Origin of the sequence: Herbinix hemicellulosilytica, assembly GCF_002904165.1 — a bacterium.
GTDB lineage: Bacteria > Bacillota > Clostridia > Lachnospirales > Lachnospiraceae > Mobilitalea > Mobilitalea hemicellulosilytica.
The window spans coordinates 88,484-108,441 of sequence record NZ_CVTD020000010.1 but is presented as its reverse complement, the minus strand read 5'-3'; the positions used below and the strand labels follow the sequence as shown (position 1 = coordinate 108,441).

Below are 19,958 nucleotides of genomic sequence, written 5' to 3'. Positions count from 1 at the left end.
AAAATAATATGATTTTTCCCGTCCCTTTACAATGTTTCTGTATTTGATTCAATACACTCTTTCGAGGCAGTATCCGAAACCATATTCTGAGCCCAATAACCACTCTTTACAACAGTTATTCCTATTATGCACTTAATAACATCTGCCAAATAACAAACCGGATAAAGTACATAAATGTTTAAACTTGTAAAGTGCGTAAGAAGGTAGGCATAAGGAACGAATATTACCCATGTATAGGCGCTGTCGAAAAGGAATGTAGCAAACGTTTTTCCTCCGGATCGTATTGTAAAATATGAACAGTGCGTAACTGCATTAATCGCCATATACACAGCACTTGTCTGCATAAAGCGGGTAGCCAGATTATATACATCATCTGTAGTATTATAAATATGTGGTAACACCGGAGACAAGACTACAAGTATACTCCCAATCACTATGCATACACAAACATTGAAAAATATAAGCCTCCATGCTGTTTGTTTTGCACGGGGTATATCATTGGCTCCTAGAGCTTGTCCTACCATAACAGCTACTGCAGACCCCATGGAAATATAAACAACATTGAACATATTAGTTAATGTGCTTGTTATGTTAAGGGCGGCGACAACATTTAATCCCTTGGTTGAGAATATTTGTGTCAAAGTGGTCATGCCAAGTGACCATAAAAGCTCATTTATCAAAAGAGGTATTCCCTTTTTTATAATATTTAATGACAGATTTTTCGGAATTCTCATAGTCCGATATAGCCCTCGGACAAACTTGAATTTTTCTGGATTTTTATGAACATACACAATAATTATAGCAAGTTCAACAAACCGAGAAATTACAGTTGCTATGGCTGCACCTTCAACACCTAACGCCGGAAATCCAAATTTTCCGAATATCAATACGTAATTCAGACAGAGATTTGTAAACACACCTGCCAGACTTGCTACCATCGGGATAAAGGTCTCTCCCGTTTCCCTAAGTGTTCCGCTGTATACCTGTGACAGAGCGAAAGGGAAAAGCCCCCATAGCATTATACGAAGATAATTTCTGCCGTATTCGAACATGGCTGCTCTTTCGGCAGGGTCACCTTCACCTGTAAGATACAAGGATATTAACCGGTCACCACCGGTCATAAATACAGTTATTGCAATAGCTAAAATTACAGTAACAGTCCACAGTTTAAACCTTACCGTATTTCGTAAGCCTTCATGATCTCCTGCTCCAAAAAATTGTGCACCGAATATTCCCGCGCCTGAAAGTCCGCCAAAAACCGTAATAATAAATACAAAAAAAAGCTGGTTTGCTATAGCAACACCCGACATCTGAGCTGTTCCTACCTGCCCGATCATGATGTTGTCAAGAAGATTAACGAAATTTGAAATAGCGTTCTGCACAATAAGAGGAAGAACAAGCATAAATACCTTGGTGTAAAATTTACGGTCACCAATGAAAGTATTTTTTATTTTGCCAAATACGCCGTCGGTTGATGGTTGATTCATATATTTTCCTCCAATGTAAATTTAACGACGAGAAACATTTTACCATAAAGGCTGAATATAGTCCAGACTTGCATATACAGAATATAGTGCCGGTATTCATGTGGTAATACAAGATATTTAAATAACTTAAAACATTCTGCTTATTTTTAAACATAAAACCATCCCGATATGTTCCTCCAAACTCATATCGGGCTTAAATCTATGAAACACTTTAAAACCTAGTTGCTTTTATACCTTTCAAACTGCCAAGCGTTATTCAAAAATCAGCCACAATAACAGCAATAGTTTAGCTTCAGTTAATTAGGCCGGAAATAAGCCTATACTAATACTAATGATGCACTCCCATGTTTCCACCTTTAATTTATTGGATTCTCTTTCTGCCAATACCGGTTATTGTTAAATTTTAATTTTACTTCGGAAAATTTATAATGATAATTCATCTTTTATCATTTACAAATAAGGAAATACATATTACTAAATAAAATTTTAAATAATAGATATTACTTGTTTACCATGATATAATTACATATGGAAGGAGTTACATAAATTACTTTTTTCATAAATAGGAGGAGTATCATGAAATACTATGTAGATGTAAATGCCAAAAATGACGGAAACGGCTCCCAAGATAGACCGTTTCGCAGGATAAGTGACGCTGCTAAGATAGCACTCCCGGGAGATGAAGTGCTTGTAGCACCAGGGGTTTACCGTGAATATGTTGATCCGATTCATGCCGGTACAGAAGATGCCCGTATCACTTATATCAGTACTACTCCGCTAGGAGCTGTTATAACCGGTGCCGAACTGGTTAAAAACTGGCATCATTATAAAGAAAACGTTTGGGTTTGCCGTATTCCAAACAGTGTATTCGGTGATTACAATCCTTACACTACTTTGGTTTACGGGGACTGGTATTTTGCAACACCAAACAAGCATACCGGATGTGTATTCTTAAATGACAAAGCTATGTATGAAGCCACAAGTTTGGAAGAATGCATCAAAGGCGAAGTTTACGAATACAGCTGGGTACCGGAAGATTCCATATATAAATGGTACACAGAACAGGATAAAGAAACGGACGAAACAATTATTTATGCCAACTTCCAGGGCCTTGATCCCAATAAAGAAAATGTAGAAATTACAGTACGCCGCAGATGCTTTATGCCTTCTAAAACCGGCGTTAATTACATTACAGTTAGGGGATTTAAAATAGATAAAGCCGCCACAACCTGGGCTCCGCCCGCAGCCTACCAAGACGGAATGATAGGTCCTCACTGGAGCAAAGGCTGGATTATTGAAGACTGCGAAATCTCAAACAGCAAATGTGCCGGAATTTCCCTCGGAAAATATCTTGATCCTGATAATGAGCATTACTTTACCTATAAGCAAGTTAAAAGCCCTACCCAGATGGAACGCGATGCAGTTTGCCGCGGCCAATACCACGGCTGGCTTAAAGAAAATATCGGCAGTCATATAATTCGCCGTTGTAATATTCACCACTGTGAACAGGGTGGTATTATCGGCCGTATGGGTGGTGTTTTCAGTATCATAGAGGACAACCATATCCACCATATCAACAATATGATGGAACTGGGCGGAGCAGAAATTGCAGGTATCAAGCTGCATGCGGCTATAGATGTGATTATGCGCCGCAACCATGTCCACCATTGCACAATGGGAATTTGGTGCGACTGGGAAGCACAAGGTACCCGTATTACACAAAACCTGCTTCATGATAACCAAAGGCCGCCGTACGCAAAACAACTTCCCGGAAGTATGATGTCACAGGATTTATTTGTGGAAGTAAGCCACGGCCCTACTCTGATAGATAACAATATCCTCTTGTCGGACGTAAGCCTTCGTTTTGCAACCCAAGGTGTGGCTTTGGTTCACAATCTGATTTGCGGTTCATTTACCAGTGTCGGTGAAGGGACCACCTGGCGTTATACACCTTACCACATACCTCACCGTACGGAAGTGATGGGCTTTATGACTATCCTTCATGGTGACAACCGTTTTTACAACAACATTTTTGTTCAGAAATGGCCGGCAGATGATTTCGTAATATTGGATCATCATGAAAAAGAAAAAGTATTCTATGAAAACAGACAGGTCGGTACTCACGTTTTCGATGAATACCCGACTTATGATGAATGGATTTCCCAGTTTGACTTTACCAAGTTTCCTAACATGAGAGCTTTAGAACCTGTTCATTTCGGTCATCTTCCAATCTGGAGCGAAGGAAACGTATATTTAAACGGTGCTAAGGCTTGGAAAAAGGAAGTAAACGGATATGTAGATGATAGAAAACATCCGGAACTTAAGATAGAACTTGTAGAAAAAGACGGCCAATATTATCTTGATACCAATATTTATGATTACATCAAGGATTTTTATCCTCGTATGATAAATACCGAAATTCTTGGCAAAGCATTTGAGCCTGAGCAATACTTTGAAAACCCTGACGCAACTCCTATTCGTTTTGATTCGGACTATTTCGGAAACCATCGTGGCATTCATGTTATACCCGGTCCGTTTGCTGAACCGGCTGAAAATATAAAACTTAATTAAATTATTTAAGTTTAGAATATGTGAAACTATTCATATCCATTTCGTATAACCTCCTATGTTATTCTTGCTGTTTGCAAAACCTTTAAAACTAGGACCTTTAACTTAAAAATACCACTTAAAACCACCTTCATACATAAAAGGTGGTTTTATTTTTTGATAAAAAACTCAGTCAGTGCAAGTACTGGCACTGACTGAGTTTTAATACTTTATATTATTAATAAATTCATTTACTTTTTTTAGTACTCTCCTGTTGTTTTCAAATTGAAAGACATCCATAGCTTCTTCATAAGTCATCAAATAAACCCCATGCAATTCTTCTTTTTGATATGTAATTTCCTGGTTCTCATATTCTGCTGCAAAATATATTACCCTTTTTGTCACACCTTCTTTTTTAGGAAGAGGATACTCTACTATAGTTTTAAAACCGGGTAATAATTTAACCTTTAGGCCGGTTTCCTCAAAAATCTCCCGTAATGCTGTTTGCTCTTCAGTTTCATTGCCCTCCATATGCCCTTTCGGAAAACCGTAATAGCCCTCCAACGATTTAATAATTACATATAGAATCTTTCCTTCTATGCGGGTGAATACTACTCCGCCACATGAAATCTCGTATTTCATTTTTCATAAACTCCTTGCCTGTATTTGATTATACATTCTTCTTATACTCAAATTGATTAATTATTATATGCAATATAAATTACTTATATGGAAATGCCCTATTAATAACTTCATAATGAAAGCAGTTTAAACTAATTTATTTATACATTTCCAAAGCACCGAAACATTCCGGTATCATTTCCCCGGTTTCAGGATTTCTGGGATTGTGTATATTATACATGTATCCGGTTTTTCCGTACCTTCCAAGCTTGTTCTCATCATAATGGTCACTGTCCATGCAAATATGCGTGGCTCTCAAAGCAACCGTTACATCACGACTGCCTTCAAAATGTTCATGTTCCCACAGTAATTCACATTCGATATTAAGAAAACATTCTGCAATTCGCGGGGCATTTACGGTTTTTGCTTTTTCCGAGGTAAGTCCTGCCATGGTAATTTCATCATCATCAAAGTTGTTGTATACAACGGTTTTTTGGCATTTATCATAGATATCCCTCGACGGGAAATTAAGTACGCAGCATTTCGTTTCCTTTAAAGTCTGATATAAATGTCCCCGTTTTGATACCGAGCCGATAATGCATATAAATTGGCCATCATCACCCACAAAAGTAGACCAGGACTGCAGGCAGGCATTTTCTTTGCCGTTTGATTTGTATGTGGTTACAACAAACAGAGGTGAAGGAATGGCAGTAATAAAATCCATCCACGAAAATCCGGTAAATTCTCCGGGATATGCCTCGGTAAATGTTTCGGGCATTACAGAAAACTCTTTTTTCATAGCATCTTTTCCTTTCATCTTTTTTTGTAAGAAATAATTTCTGCTCACATATTAATATAACCGGCAACCGTTTGTAATCGTTTGTTTCGTTTACATATCTATAATACCACCAAAAACATGACACCTGTATGTCATGTTTATTTGTATTTTCTAATTATATTTTCTGCAATTTTTTTTATCTCTTCTCTTACCTCTGCCGGCTCTAAAACCTCAACTTTATCGCCAAAACTAAGCAGCCAGCTTATTAAAACATCCCTGTTGGTAAATCCGCGCTTAAATAATAGTTGTCCTTCCTCTGTTTCTGTATAACAGCCTACTCCATATTCTTCAATAAGGCGATATTTCTCACTGCTGTCAAAAACAGCCGTTATTACATAATAGTCGGGAAAATGGCCGTCGAAATCGGATATATGCTCCGGAATCTTTCGGAAAACATACTCCGTTTCGGTGATATGCAAATTCCATAGGCGGTTAAGCTTGTATAAGCGGAAATCATGCCGTTCGGTACAATAACCGAACAAATACCAGCTCGACCATTTAAACATATTTAAATACGGTTCTATCAGTTTGTCCGCTTCTCCTTTGCTGTAATAATAACGGAAACTTACAAGCCGTTTTTGGTTTATGGCCTTTTTTAACAACTCTATCTTTTTTGCAAGACTGTCTTTGTAATATGTTGATAAGTCAATTATGATATTATCGGAAACAGGGATTACCGAATCCTTACCAGAAAACTTGCTTTTAAGCTTATCTGCATAAGATGTACTGGAAATACTGTCAATAGATTTAAGTCCTGTAAAAATCGCCTGCAATTCTTCGGATGTAAAAATTTTGGTATCAAGGTTGAAGCCTTCCATTATAGAAATGCCCCCGCCCTTGCCTTGCGTCGTAACTATAGGAATGCCTGCCCGGCAAATATCCTCTATATCACGATTAATAGTCCTTCGTGACACCTCAAATTTTTTGGCAAGATACGGGGCCGTAACTTTCTTTTTCTGCTGTAAAACAGTAATAATTCCGATAAGACGGTCTATTTTCATTTTTATACCTTTCTATCATTATAAGTAACTTTATACAAAATCCCTTTTTCTTAATCAGAGTACCAGCTGTTTTTATTAAATATTGAACTGCTTCATAGATATTATTATTTACAGTATCTGTTGTCATCTTAAACGTTCCCCATTGTTCTAAATTAATTAAGTGTTTTTTCCATCAGGAAAAAACGTCCTTTCCGCCAGTCTGCATATCCGCGTTTTTTATAGCCATTTTTCTCATATAACCTGATAGCATACGGATTTTTGGAAAATACATCTAATCTGACTGATGAATACCCCATGTTCTTAATTTGCTCTTCTATATGAGAAAGCATCTTAGAGCCTATACCCTTATTCTGAAAATCCGGTAAAACACATAGTCTGTGAATAATACACGCACTTTCATCCGAATTGCTCCATTGGCATGCATGATATTCTTCATCACATTCCCGATTAATAACATAAATTGCTGCTATCCTGCCATCCTCAACCGCTACATATAATGTATTTTTATTTATATCCTCCAAAAAGTCTTTTCTGGTGGGATAAAGATCGTCCCACTGGTATATTCCCTGTTGTTCCATACGATCGATGGCTTTTTTAACCAAGTTGCATATTTCATCTAAATCCGATTCGGCTGCTAATCTGTATTGCAAATTTACTCCCCACTTTCGAAATATTATATAACATGGCTATTATAAACTAAAAAATCATGGACCACTTTGTTGAACTCTTCTGCCCGTTTATTTGCTATAAAATGATCTCCTTCCAAAATTTCAAGACGGGCGTTCGGCAGGCTTTCATATATCAGTTTTGTATGAGAGGTTTTAATCATATCTTTTGATCCAGCTATAACCAATGTAGGGACATTTATCTTTTTAAGTTCTTCAGGTTTAATATTGGGTTCGTTAACCATAAGCCCAAGTATTTCGGCATTTTTCTTTGCATTAATTGATCTTTTGGCAAAAACTGATGCAATTTTATATCCTATTTCAATCGGAATCTGTACGTAACGTTTTACACCCTCAGGCGTCAAATTCGCACCGTTAAGAATCAATTTTTCTACCATATCCAAATGTTTCAATGCAAAGTTCAAAGCAATATTGCCACCGTCTGAAAACCCTAAAATAATCGCTTTTTGAATACCCTTTAACACCATAAAATCATATAAATCTTCTGCAAACTGGGTAATTGTAAACGGTTTTTCTCCCCGTGGCGACTTTCCATGCCCTCTCGTATCAATGGCTATTACCCGATAAAACCTGCCGAAATATTCTATTTGATTTCTGAAGTATTCGAGATTTTCTCCGTTTCCATGGAGTAAAATCATAGGAAAGCCTGTGCCTTTTTCCTCATAATTTAGCTCAATATCCATAATGGACATATGTGCATTTCCCCCAACTTTAATATTTTAGAGTGCTTTACCTTGTGTTTTAATCTTGCAGGTTTATTTTCTTTACATAGTTATCTTATTTGCCTCTGTTAAAGGAACCTTTTTCATGTTTTGCGCATAGATCAAATTTATGTATATATTTTTTAATCAATCTGCCCTATTGAAGGAAGTTTGGTTATCTTTTCACCCCAGCAATTTGCCCAGTGTTCTACCCAAAAGAAACTGTAGGGCACTTTATATTTTTTCCGAAGCTCTTCATAACGTTTCATTCTTCCCCAACATATAGAGCATATTCCCGGAATTATAAAAAAAGGTCCTAAAACAAAAGATTGAATAGAATGTCCGTACTCATGCACCAAAATCATTTTACTTCTTCTTGCCAGTTCTTCTTTTGAATTATTGGCATATTTCAGTAGATCATCACTATTTTCATCAGGTGTAAAAACAAATAAACCAAGGCTAAATCCGCTATAAGAGTTCCATTTTGTATTAATACATCCTCTAAAGAAGTTATGCTGTTTTTTTATATTAATCAGGAAAAAAACCAACCCGACCAGTGTCTGACAAATCCCCCAGGTACATTGCACTAAAATAAAAATACCATACCAAATATATTTCAGTAATTTTTTCATCTATTGTGTTTCCTTTCACTCATTAGCTTATTTTTGCAAAATACTTTCGACTGTTATAAGACTCAGAAAATGATCTACAGCAGCAATTTGAACTTATAAATAAAATCCGATTTAACACTATTCCCATAAACAGTTATGATAATTTTACCATATTTAAATTTTTACTTTCAATCCCCTAAATTTCCATGTCCATATGCTGTTACATTGTTATAGTGCCGTATCCGAAAAACCGGTATTATTTCTCATATATGCCTCATGTATATTCTAAATTATAAGTTATATGTCCTTGTAATCTCATGATTAAGTAATTTCCTAAAGTTACTTCTTTGGTCTTACCCATCGTTTCTTTTATGCTATTTTGATTTTTTCGTCAATCCTATCTATAATTGTATCCGGTTAGATATGATAACAATGATGATATAAAAATCATTTTTACCTGTTTAATCAAAACTTAGACTAAAACCCCCGAATGCTCTCTTTCAAAAACATCGAGGGTTAATCAAATCATATAGTTATTCCAGCATTTTTATCTTCTTTTATAAATAACTATCTCCGGATCTGAGCCGTTACATCCATACTCGCAAACAAGCAGATACTTTTCATCCGCTGCCACACCATAGCAGCGCTCTTTGCCGTCAATTTCTATCTGATTTCCTAAATACATCTTATCATCTTCCAGAAGTTTAACCTTTTGCCCGTTAGGAAGCGTATATTCCAAATTAATATATGAACCATCAAGTAAATTTAAGTCTGTTAAATGTAAGCCTTCTATTCCAAGCGAATTAAACTCGTCTATTAAAGTATTTTTTAAGTTTAAAAGTTTTTCCATATGTAGCACCTTTCTTTTCTTAATCTTTTACAATTTTTCTGACCGGGACAGCTGCCCGCGCTCCTGTTTCAGGTTTCGCACCCATACCCAGAAATGGGCCTTCATCAGATATTTCCCATCCGAACCGTTCAAAAGGATAAATGGTGGATAAACCAGTTTATCGGAGGGGTTTCATTGCGGTACTTTTGTGGGGTAATCCCAAACTGACGGTAAAATGCCCTCGTAAATCCGTCATGAGAATCAAAGCCATTGCTCATTGCAACATCTACTACTTTTTCATTATTAGATTGCAAAGTCTGCGCTGCTTTAGTTAGCTTAAGAGCACGGATGGTTTCATAGAGCGTACGACCGGTCAGTTCTTTAAAAATCCGCAATGCATGATATTTACTGTAGCCTGCTACGTCAGCAATATCATCCACCACAGCTTTAATTTTCTCCGAAAACTCCATTTTCCACCTCCGATATCCAATATAGCAAAAAAGTATAAAATCCACTCGACCGAAATTGCTAAATTCAAATGATTAAATATTTTTACTAATTTACTTAACAGCAGTTATCATAGGATCAAGTTCAATAGGTGCTTCTAATTCTGTCACTATCTTTACAACCTTTTTTATTGCATCATCTACAGATTTCAGATCTGATGGTCTGTCATATTCTGTATATGTATCAAACAGTTTATAAGCAACACTTCCTCCGCTATATGTAGGTAATACTTTTCTAAATCCAGCTTCTTTTAACCAAGATGACCATGTTTTTCCTGAAGGATGAACGGTTTTACATACCTGGGCTTTAATTATAAGCTCTTTAATACTTACCAAAAATGATACAGATACCTGTTCAAATCTGACATTATCATCGAAGTCCTGATATATTACAGGTAAGCTATAATCCGACTGTGATTCCATTTCGTTATAAATGAAATTTTCAGATGTGCAAAATTCCGGTTTAAGCTCTTCTTCTATCCATGTAAAAATATCATTTTTGATGACATCCTGATTTTCTTTTGACATTTATTCCTCCTTGGTTAGTTATAAATCATTTCACTTAATTAAAATTAAATATAATTTAAATATAAATGAGTTTATAAGGAGCTAAATCTAAGGATGTTGTTTTTAGAGGCTTTTATAGGCTAAAGAGAAAAATAAAACTTCTGCTATCTGTTACTGTCATTTAAAAAATCTATACTTTTAAGCCGGAAAATATAATATAAGTTATCTACAATTATACATACATATACTTCCATATGCAAATAATTTGTAATATTTTAACTCATACACAGCAAGGAAATACATTTTTATTTTAATTCATCATACATATAAAAAAAATTCCCCGATGTACTTGTAAATTTCCATCAGGGAATAAAACTTCAATATTAGATAATCAATACTACAAAAATATACGATGTAATTTATATCTTTATATATTTAAACAATTTTATAATAATGTGCAAAATTTAAGACACTCTTATATGAGAAAATTAATAATTAATATCTTAATCGCTTAAGTACTTACAAATAGTAATCTGGTTCAACGGTATCTTTTAGTCCAAATTCCGCAAAAACCTTGTCCCTGATTTTAAAAAAATCAACTCCGGTTCTGTCCCTTTTTCTTGCAAGCGGCACTTTAATGATGCTTTTTATTCTGCCGGGCGACGGAGTCATAATCACAATCCAGTCGGCAAGGAAAACCGCCTCTTCAATATCATGGGTAACAAAGATTATGGTTTTCTTCTTTTCCTGCCATAGCCTTTCTATCTCATCCTGCATGCTCATCCTGGTCATAGCATCAAGAGCACCAAACGGCTCATCCATAAGAAGTATATCAGGGTCTACTGCCAATGCCCTTGCCAGTGCAACTCTCTGCTGCATTCCCCCTGAAAGTTGTGCAGGATAATGGTTTTTATATGCAGAAAGTCCGACCAGTTCAATATATTCTTCGGCTATACGCCTTCTTTCCTTCTTTGGAATTTTCTTGGCTTCAAGTCCCAATTCAACATTCCTTAAAACATTCCTCCAGGGAAGCAGACCGTAATTCTGAAAAATTGTAATCCTGTCTTCCGACGGTTTTAAAACAACCTCTCCGTTAATACTTACTTGACCCGAAGTAGGTTTGTCAAAACCTGCTATGAGATTTAACAATGTTGATTTTCCGCATCCGCTTGGCCCCAAAAGGCAGATAAATTCACCTTTTTCTATTTCCAGGTTTACTTTATGAAGGGCCGTTGTCTTTCCCTTGTCTTTAAAGAAATATTCCCTGGACGCGTCACTGACTGAAATAAACATACTAATTTCTCTCCTCCGATATTACTCCCCATTGTCTTTTTATTCTGTTTTCAAGCAGCCTTATCAAACGATCCAGTAAAAGCCCCAAAACTCCTATAATGATTATTCCGGCCAGCACCAAATCAGATTTTAAGGAGTTTCTAGCGTCAATAATCATAAATCCCAAACCGGACTGCGCTCCCACCATTTCACCTGCCACAAGAAACACCCAGGCTGATCCTAAAGCAAGATGCAGGCCGTTTGCAATATGGGGAAACGCTGACGGAAATACAATTTTAAATAACAGACCGGGCTGTTTTATACCGAAATTATCGGCTACTTTCATATAAATAGCATCCACATTTCCGACTCCCGAAACAGTGGAAAGAAGAATCGGAAAAAATGCTGCTATAAATATGATTACAACAGCCGGGGCATCTCCTATTCCAAACCACAAAACTATAAAAGGAAACCATGCAATAGGTGAAATCGGCCTTAAAACCTGAATTACAGGATCAATAAATGCCCAAACTTTTTTGTTCCATCCAAGCAGCAGACCAAAAGCCACTCCAGCCAATGCTGCCGCCAGGTATCCGGCTAAAAACCGGGCAATACTGACTTTAAGATTGGTAAATAATGTACCGTCCATAATCATTTTCGCTATTCCTGTAAACACTACTGCAGGAGAAGGAAGAAGAGATTTTTCAAATCTTCCTGTAAGGACAAAAAGTTCCCAAATTAGTATAAGTACCGATATACTTACGACTGCTTTTACTGCTTTTTTTAATATATTCATCATTATTTCACCCTGTCTATTAACGAATTGTCTACAAAGTCGCTGTACTTAGGAGGATTTTGGGACTGCTCCGTTTCCACCATATACTGTGCAAGCTCATTATATTCCTCTTCTTCCAGTCTAAGATTCTCATATGATATCCACTGAAGAGACAAATCAAGAACCTCGGATTCTGCTTTCAGAAACTTTGATATAATTTCTTTGACTTCCTCGTCATTTAACTCAGCTTTTAGCCCGGCATTCACATATTCCTTAATGAAATCCTGTGCTAGGTCCGGATAGTTTTGTATAAAGTCATTTCTAAGTACAAGGCCACAGCAAAGGGAACCTTCCCAAAGTTCATGGGATTCAAACAATGTCTTTCCTTTTCCGGCAGCCACAGCCTGAGCCCCAAAAGGCTCTGCAACAGAATACCCGGATATTCTGCCTTCGGCCAAGGCTGCAGGCATTTCCGGAGGCGGCAGTTCAACAACATTCACATCAGCGTATGTCAAGCCGCTGTTTTTAAGCATGATATGTAAGAGAATATTATGGGTGGAAAGCTTGCTTGGAATAGCAAAGTTTTTTCCTCTCAAGTCTTCCGCTTTGCTTATGTCTTTTGATACAACCACCACATTCCCGTCTCTATGCCCCAATGCAACTGCCTTTAAATCAATTCCCTGCTCCTTTGCCTTTACAGCCAATTCTATCAGCATGGAAGCTCCGTCAACCTTGCCTGCATTCAATGCTTCCGCCAACTCAGGCCATGAGCCGAATTTAACAAGTTCAAGCTTAAAATTGCCGGGATTTTTATTTACCACTTCATTTTCTATGTAAAGGGGAAGTGCATGAGTAATAGGTATATAAGCAATCTTTATTGTTTTAATCTCTGACTCTTTTTTTACCACATTTTGAGATGTTTCAGTAAAATTTTCCTTTCTGCCGCATCCGGAAAAAGCTATAATAATAAAAGTTAAAATAATCAAAATATATTTATATTTGCCCATTTCATTTCCTCCTTTTAGTTAACCAAGTTAGTCCCACAAGAGAGCTTTCCTTTTGCTGTCAATATCGGATATTATCCTGTCTGCAAGCTTAATAGGGTCTAATTCTACTACCATTACTGATCCCAGCGTTTTATTCGTATCTTCAAATAAAAACTTCATTACATTTTGAGATCCCTGTACCGGCGGATATACGCAGTGGTAGGAGTTTATGCCAAGGAGCCTGAAACCTAACGCTGCCGCAACCCCTTTTTCATTGGACCATTCGGGGCTGGCAAAAGCAAACGGCATATTCTTTATATCTTTTCCTGCGGCATCGGAAAGAGCTTTAAAGAAAGCAGACGCCCTGGCGTTGTCCAGGCATTCACCCATATGCCATACAGGCGGCAAATCAGGCTCTAAAAATTTCTTCAGTTTACTGCCGGTTTTTTCAAGCACCCGCTTGCTACAGTATCCCAGTTTCAAAAGAGGGAAAGAGGCACAACCGTTTGTTAAAACTAAAATATTGTTTTCAATCAGTTTTTGGGCTACGTCTATAATTGCTTTTTCATACATGACTCTGGGATTGTTGCATCCGACTAAATTTACAACACCCCGGATTTTTCCGCTTTTTAATGCATCTGCAATTACATTTATACTGCCGAAACGGTGGATGGCATATTCCAGGGAAAATCCAATTTCCGCATCTACTTCATACTGCGGGATGAAAACCGGAACATCTCTTCTGTCTTCAAAACTTTCAATGGCTCTTTCAATAATTTTCTTTGCTAATTCTTCAGTCTGGCTTATATTTGAATGATGATGGTCATAGCCGTAGAATTCTGCCCCCGGTAATCTTCCGGAATCACTGGTAGTCACAACAGTCGTTTTAAAACATTTTGCCACATCCATAATTGAAGGGAACACATCCTGAACATCCGCAACCCACAGATCAAGTGCTCCTGTTCCCAAAACAATTTCAGCCCCGATTGCATTTGATAACGGAATAACTCCCCCGTACCTGTACATAGCCGAAAGGCCGGAACAGCATATTCCGTAAAACTGTATACCTAGAGCTCCTTTTTTCTTTGCCAGTTCTATGTATTTTTTGCTTCTTCCTTGCTTTACAATTTCGCTTACCAATAAGGGTGAGTGCCCATGAACGGCTATATTGACATAACCCTCCTTAAGGGCACCCAGGTTTGCTTTTACTGTACTTCTTGCAGGTAAGCCAAATAAACTGTCCATAGCTATTGATGACCCTAATACACTGCTCCAGGCAAAAGCCAATCCGCATCTAAGAAATTGCTTCATTATATTTTTCCAGTCCCCATCGGTTCCAGTAGTTGTCCTGTGTAGTGCTTCAAACACTTCATGATAAGCTCCGATAGGGAGAATGTCCAGGTCCTTCCACTTTTCAATTCTTTCTCTTGTCGCAAAAGCATTCAGGGTTTTATGCTTTCCCGGAACAGTTCTTGATAAATCTTCAAGAAGAATATCAGCTACTTCCACCGCCAATTCATTGGCAGACTTTCCTTCTGTGTCAATGCCAAGCTGAGCTGCTGATTTTTTCAGCTTTTCTGTTCCTGCAATGGGTATATTTAAAACTCCTTCTCCTGCTGCCTTAAGAGCCAGCATAATTTCACGGCCTCTTGCCCCATGGGCTGCCACACCTGCCGCTACCCATCTTAAAAGATTTCTTGCAACAATCAGGTCTGCATCGGCACCGCAAACTCCCCTGGGACTTTTTTTTGTAATCCTGCAGGGGCCAATGTTGCAATTCCTGCAGCAGACACCTGCTATTCCAAAATTGCAGTGGGGCTTTTGACTGTCAAAACGGTCAAAACAGGTTTCACACCCCATTTTCTCCATATACCCAAGCATTTCCCTGACTGCGTAGTCAGGTGTATTTTCCATTACATCGGCTTTTGATGGAAAGCTTTTCTTATATTCGTTTACGGCTTCGTTATAGTCATTAAAAGTATTTATCCCATGATGACTGCCTGGCCCGTCAAAATGGCTATGGTGATACATGATTTTTCTTAAATAATTCATATGAACACCTCGACTTATTGCATACTTATCAAATAAATCATATATATCATATATGTTTAATTATAAATAATTATATATAAATATGCGCTACAGTCAAGAAAAATTTTACACTATTCATATATGTTTTATCAGATTAATTGGCTAAAGTCTGGATTTTCAAAATCTTACAGTTATGATATAATAGATATGACTTTCTTAAATGAGAGGTGATTGATTTTAATAAAAAGAAATTTGCCGTTTATCTTATTCTTCTTATGCTTATAATAACTAACGGATGTTCATGGAAAAAAATATAAATGAATCTTTTGAAAAAATAACTATATTAAGTGGAGATAAATCAATTAATTACAAATGCATAAGCATAGATAGAGAAATAGATCGAGAAAAAGATTTAGAATCTGATCAGATTGCTGAAGTTTTCAAAACTCTTATAGATAAAGAAGCAGACCTTATAGTAATGACAAAAGATGAATCAATTGATATTAACTTAGGTGGCTTAAAACCAAATAAAGTCACTCTGTATGATCATTATATTAATCCTACTGATGGAAGAAATTTATATGGTGCTGCTGACGCTAAAGAATTAGTAACTGTTGATGAAAATAATAACATCTATTCTTTTACTTTAGGCTCAACTTCGGCTGAAATTTACGAATCTAATTTAAGTGGTGATAAATATAGGGGCTTGCACTTAAGGTGTGAATTAGATGATTTAATTTACGAATACTTTTTTGTAGTCATTACACATCGTAATATATCAAAACAATAAAAATAAAGCTATAGATGCAGCTATATTGCTAGCTGTATATCAGCGATAATAATATTAAGCAGAAAATCTAGGCTTCATAATTTTATCCAAAAGTGCAAACATTGCAAATTAAAAACACACCTTTGCATTTGGTGCAAAGGTGCGTTTTTAACTTTTATAGAACTAAATGTAAATCGCTATTCAATTATGCAGGTATCTTAATAACCTGTCCTATGTAAATTCTGTCAGGTGATTTTATAATATCCTTATTAAGCTCATAAATTTCCGTATATCTGGCACCGCTTCCAAGATGCTTTCTTGCAATCTTCCAGAGGCAATCACCTTTAACTACGGTATAATAAATATATTTTTCTTTAACCTCTTTTGCAGCTTCGGCTTTATCTACAGTTTCAGGCTTTTCAGCGCCTTCTTCCTTAAGTTCTTCTTCGATAACTTCTTCTTTCTCTTCTGCTTTAGGTTCGTCTGCAACAGATTCGGTCAGAATGGTGATGCGTCCCTTAGGAGCTCCGTACATCTCTTTGCTGATTACGCCATTAAGAACTTCAGATGTATAATTAATCAGTGCATCTTCCAGTGCTACACCTGTATTGTAGCTGCTCAGATTCTTTAACAGATAGTATGTATCTCCGCCTGCTGCAAGGAAGTCATTAGTTGCTAAGGTGTAAGTCTTATCAAGATCAAGGTCTTTACCGTTCACCTTTACATTCTTAATACGGGCTCCCGGATTAGCAGGTGCAAAATAAGTTGAATCCGGATACTGTTTACCGTTTACATAAGGTACAGTGGTATCAATTGTAAATTCAATTCCGGATACCTGAGGGAATGCTCCAATGGCTACAGGGGTACTGCAGGTTGAAGCTTCCAGTAATTCTAACAACTGTGCTCCGGTAACCTTTACTATAGCAACAGTATTGCCGAACGGGAATACTGTCTTCATGTCTTTCATCGTTACATCACCGATTTCTATTGAAGCACGTATTCCGCCACCATTTGTTATAGCAAGGTCTACCCCACCTCCGACTGCATTGTTTGCAGCCCAAAGGATAGCATCTGCTGCAAAGTCACCCAGGTTTGTTTCCTTTGTTCTTACACCGGGTTCTCTGTTGCCGTCTAAAAATACTTCTGTTGTGGCAAATTTATCGGAAAGCATTTCATTAATTCTTGCAGCTTCTATAACGATTGATTTATATACCGAACTGTCAACGCTGCTGTACTCGCTTGCCGTTATAAGTTTTGCAGTAATTCCGTCTTTGTTTATTGTTACAGCACCGACATGGCTAAGCTTAGTTCCTGCTGACACTAATACTGTATTGCCATACTTGTCCCCTTCAATGACACTGTGACTGTGTCCGTCTATAACAACATCTATTCCGTCAACATTTTTAATTACGTCAGTTGATCTGTTAGGTTCACTTTCAACGTCAATTCCAAGGTGGGCCACACAAATAATATAATCCGCTCCGGCTTCAGTTAACTTCTTAACCTGTTGCCTTGCGCATTCATAAAGTTCCTCATCTGCAAGGAATTTAAGAGAAGCAACGTTTTTCGGATTAGCCTTGGTATAAGTTTCCGGTGTAGTTAATCCGAATATACCGATTTTGCCTGCTTTGGTTTCAATAATCATATTTTCTTTAAATACAGGCTCTCCGGTTTCCTTATCCAGTATATTGGCTGAAATAATCGGGAATTTGGCTTTCTGTTCAAGTTCCTTAAGATTGTCAAAACCGAAGTCAAATTCATGATTGCCGGGAACCATAAGGTCATAACCTGCCTCATTCATAAACATGATAGCGTTAAGCCCCATATTGAGGTTAACTAAAGGATCTCCCTGTATGGCATCACCGGCTGATACCAATAAAACTTCGGCTCCTCTTGCCTCGAAGTCCTTAACAAGCTGGGCAACGCCTGCTGTTCCGATTGATACACCTTCCTCAGCTACGTCACCGCCATGGGTATCGTTAGTATGAAGGATAACCAATTTGCCGCTTAAATCTTCAGTTACTTCTTCAGCCAAAACAATAGTCCCCCGTAGACCCAGGACAAGCAATAAAGCTAAAACAAGAGCAAAAATTTTACTTAACTTGCCCTTAAGTCTTTCATATAAGTTTTTCATGTACACCCTCCTAATATTATGTATTTCAGTAAATATTTTTACTGATATCCTAATTATACATCAGAAGGTAGTGTTATGTAAATTTGCTATCTTTAATTTTAGTGATAATTGTATCTTAATACCAAAATAATTTTTCAAAAAATCCGAAATCATTCAAATAAAAGAATGAAAAATTGCTATTTAAGCCTCGATCTTAAATTCCGATAGTCAGAGAACTGTCTAAAAAAACATTTCTCCCGGCTTGTAGCCATCCGGTAATTCTTCTTCACATAAAAATTCAAAACTGTCATCACGCAGTATCGGAAGAAATACCTCATATGGTATTCTGGAAAATTCGCAGCCGTAATTGCTTGCTCCGAACCACTTGCCTTCTTTGCTGCCCAGATTTAATCCCCGGGCAAATTTTGTATAATTAGAGCAGTCATGTACTGCTAAATCCCACTTTTCTTCATCGGCAATTTTCATTAACTTTAAAGATAACTCCCTGCTCCAAACCGGAGAGATATATCCATGCCTTGAAATATACATGTTTTCACCAAAATAGTTTCCAATGTTGTTTTCATTCAGATGCAGTTCAGCAAGGTTTATAAAGTCCGGTTTTGCATCAAGAATAGCCTGCTTTTTATTTAAAAAGCTTTCAAAAAACTCAGGACTCATCGGAGATTCAATGCCAACACTTTTAATATATTTCTTGGCTATCCCGATATTTTCTATAACCTTATCGGAACATCCTGAAGCAGCCAGGTTGAAACGTATTTCATCAAGGCCTGCTTCTCCCAATGCTTTCAGTGATTCCTCCGTAGCCAATAGTCCGTTCGTATACAGATGCTGATGAACATTTGCCTTGTTAAATTTCCTAATCACCGGATAATATTCTTCAATTTCCATAAACGGCTCTAAATAAACATAGGAAACGCCTGACGGTTTTGGGTAAATGGAAAGCAATAAATCAATATCCTTCTCGTAAAACCTTGTACCGCCAATCTCCCACATACCTTCTCCAACCGGAGGAATGTCATCCAGTTCACCATAGTTATAGCAGAACTTACACCTTAAGTTGCATTTATTTGTTTTTCTGATGGCACTTAAACCGGTTCCCAAAAGGCATGAACGGCATCCATTTGAGAATTTACTTTCATCTCCCACAAAATACGTTCTGTTTTCCAAAGTCTTAAGGCCCTTAATTTCCGACATCAGCTTATTAATTCTATGCTCAACTGCTGCTTCGATTTGGGCAAAGGTAGCGTATACTATTTCCTGCTGCTTTACCATAAGCTCCTCATCTTCCGGCAGCATTGAAAAAAATTCAAACCATAAAAGCGCATCTTTTTTTGAAATTTTCAATTTTTATCCTCCTCTTGCTAATATATTATTACCGGTATATTCATCTGGTTTAATTAAAAATTACTTTTTATATAGACTATTGTCATCACACTAAGTTTTGTATGTATTGCGATACTAATCATTTGACCATATCATAATATCATTTTTTTCATATCACGCAAAGTGCTAATAAAAAAATAGTGCTACAGAAGAATATAATTCTTCTACAGCACCATCTTATATTAATCCAATTATTATTTTTACACTCTTAAGGTTTTAAATGTATACTCCAAATATCATATTGTGCTATGCCAAAGTAAGAAGATCCTGTTAG

18 protein-coding genes are annotated in these 19,958 nt (G+C 37.0%); 2 read left to right on the top strand and 16 right to left on the bottom strand.

Annotated features, from left to right (window positions below):
- Positions 1-26: 26 nt before the first annotated feature.
- A complete protein-coding gene (locus HHT355_RS03920) occupies positions 27-1,487 on the bottom strand; it encodes an MATE family efflux transporter (protein ID WP_103202121.1) in 1,461 nt (486 codons plus the stop codon).
- A 576-nt stretch (positions 1,488-2,063) separates the two neighbouring features.
- Here HHT355_RS03920 and HHT355_RS03915 point away from each other — a divergent pair.
- Positions 2,064-4,058: a right-handed parallel beta-helix repeat-containing protein gene (locus HHT355_RS03915; protein WP_103202120.1), complete on the top strand. Its 1,995-nt coding sequence runs from the start codon at positions 2,064-2,066 to the stop codon at positions 4,056-4,058.
- 198 nt (positions 4,059-4,256) lie between these two features.
- Here HHT355_RS03915 and HHT355_RS03910 read toward each other — a convergent pair whose 3' ends face one another.
- The 13 genes from HHT355_RS03910 to cooS form a co-directional block, all read right to left on the bottom strand.
- The gene (locus HHT355_RS03910) at positions 4,257-4,676 is read right to left on the bottom strand and encodes a bis(5'-nucleosyl)-tetraphosphatase (protein ID WP_103202119.1); all 420 of its coding nucleotides are present in this window, start codon (positions 4,674-4,676) and stop codon (positions 4,257-4,259) included.
- Between the two features lie 136 nt (positions 4,677-4,812).
- Positions 4,813-5,454 (bottom strand): flavin reductase family protein, encoded by a 642-nt coding sequence (locus HHT355_RS03905; RefSeq protein WP_242967524.1) that lies wholly within the window; start codon positions 5,452-5,454, stop codon positions 4,813-4,815.
- A gap of 137 nt (positions 5,455-5,591) precedes the next feature.
- Positions 5,592-6,494, bottom strand: coding sequence for a helix-turn-helix transcriptional regulator (locus tag HHT355_RS03900; RefSeq protein WP_103202118.1), 903 nt, complete (start codon positions 6,492-6,494; stop codon positions 5,592-5,594).
- Between the two features lie 152 nt (positions 6,495-6,646).
- Positions 6,647-7,144: a GNAT family N-acetyltransferase gene (locus tag HHT355_RS03895; RefSeq protein ID WP_103202117.1), complete on the bottom strand. Its 498-nt coding sequence runs from the start codon at positions 7,142-7,144 to the stop codon at positions 6,647-6,649.
- Between the two features lie 23 nt (positions 7,145-7,167).
- Positions 7,168-7,872, bottom strand: coding sequence for an alpha/beta fold hydrolase (locus HHT355_RS03890; RefSeq protein WP_330403361.1), 705 nt, complete (start codon positions 7,870-7,872; stop codon positions 7,168-7,170).
- A 152-nt stretch (positions 7,873-8,024) separates the two neighbouring features.
- Positions 8,025-8,513: a hypothetical protein gene (locus HHT355_RS03885; RefSeq protein ID WP_103202116.1), complete on the bottom strand. Its 489-nt coding sequence runs from the start codon at positions 8,511-8,513 to the stop codon at positions 8,025-8,027.
- A 526-nt stretch (positions 8,514-9,039) separates the two neighbouring features.
- The gene (locus tag HHT355_RS03880) at positions 9,040-9,342 is read right to left on the bottom strand and encodes a hypothetical protein (RefSeq protein ID WP_103202115.1); all 303 of its coding nucleotides are present in this window, start codon (positions 9,340-9,342) and stop codon (positions 9,040-9,042) included.
- 128 nt (positions 9,343-9,470) lie between these two features.
- Positions 9,471-9,791, bottom strand: coding sequence for a helix-turn-helix transcriptional regulator (locus HHT355_RS03875; RefSeq protein WP_103202114.1), 321 nt, complete (start codon positions 9,789-9,791; stop codon positions 9,471-9,473).
- Between the two features lie 90 nt (positions 9,792-9,881).
- Positions 9,882-10,355 carry a hypothetical protein gene (locus tag HHT355_RS03870; RefSeq protein WP_103202113.1) on the bottom strand — a complete coding sequence of 158 codons (474 nt, stop codon included), beginning with the start codon at positions 10,353-10,355 and terminating at the stop codon, positions 9,882-9,884.
- Between the two features lie 498 nt (positions 10,356-10,853).
- Positions 10,854-11,627, bottom strand: coding sequence for an ABC transporter ATP-binding protein (locus tag HHT355_RS03865; protein ID WP_103202112.1), 774 nt, complete (start codon positions 11,625-11,627; stop codon positions 10,854-10,856).
- 1 nt (position 11,628) lies between these two features.
- On the bottom strand, positions 11,629-12,402 hold the full coding sequence (locus tag HHT355_RS03860) for an ABC transporter permease (RefSeq protein WP_103202111.1): 774 nt from the start codon (positions 12,400-12,402) through the stop codon (positions 11,629-11,631).
- A 2-nt stretch (positions 12,403-12,404) separates the two neighbouring features.
- Positions 12,405-13,388: an ABC transporter substrate-binding protein gene (locus HHT355_RS03855; protein ID WP_103202110.1), complete on the bottom strand. Its 984-nt coding sequence runs from the start codon at positions 13,386-13,388 to the stop codon at positions 12,405-12,407.
- A 27-nt stretch (positions 13,389-13,415) separates the two neighbouring features.
- Positions 13,416-15,398: an anaerobic carbon-monoxide dehydrogenase catalytic subunit gene (gene cooS, locus HHT355_RS03850; protein WP_334293587.1), complete on the bottom strand. Its 1,983-nt coding sequence runs from the start codon at positions 15,396-15,398 to the stop codon at positions 13,416-13,418.
- A 301-nt stretch (positions 15,399-15,699) separates the two neighbouring features.
- Here cooS and HHT355_RS03845 point away from each other — a divergent pair, with 301 nt between their 5' ends.
- Positions 15,700-16,188, top strand: a complete 489-nt coding sequence (locus HHT355_RS03845; RefSeq protein ID WP_103202108.1) for a hypothetical protein — start codon at positions 15,700-15,702, stop codon at positions 16,186-16,188.
- 184 nt (positions 16,189-16,372) lie between these two features.
- Here HHT355_RS03845 and HHT355_RS03840 read toward each other — a convergent pair whose 3' ends face one another.
- A complete protein-coding gene (locus HHT355_RS03840) occupies positions 16,373-18,301 on the bottom strand; it encodes a 5'-nucleotidase C-terminal domain-containing protein (RefSeq protein WP_103202107.1) in 1,929 nt (642 codons plus the stop codon).
- Between the two features lie 219 nt (positions 18,302-18,520).
- Positions 18,521-19,645 carry a radical SAM protein gene (locus HHT355_RS03835; protein ID WP_103202106.1) on the bottom strand — a complete coding sequence of 375 codons (1,125 nt, stop codon included), beginning with the start codon at positions 19,643-19,645 and terminating at the stop codon, positions 18,521-18,523.
- Positions 19,646-19,958 lie beyond the last annotated feature (313 nt).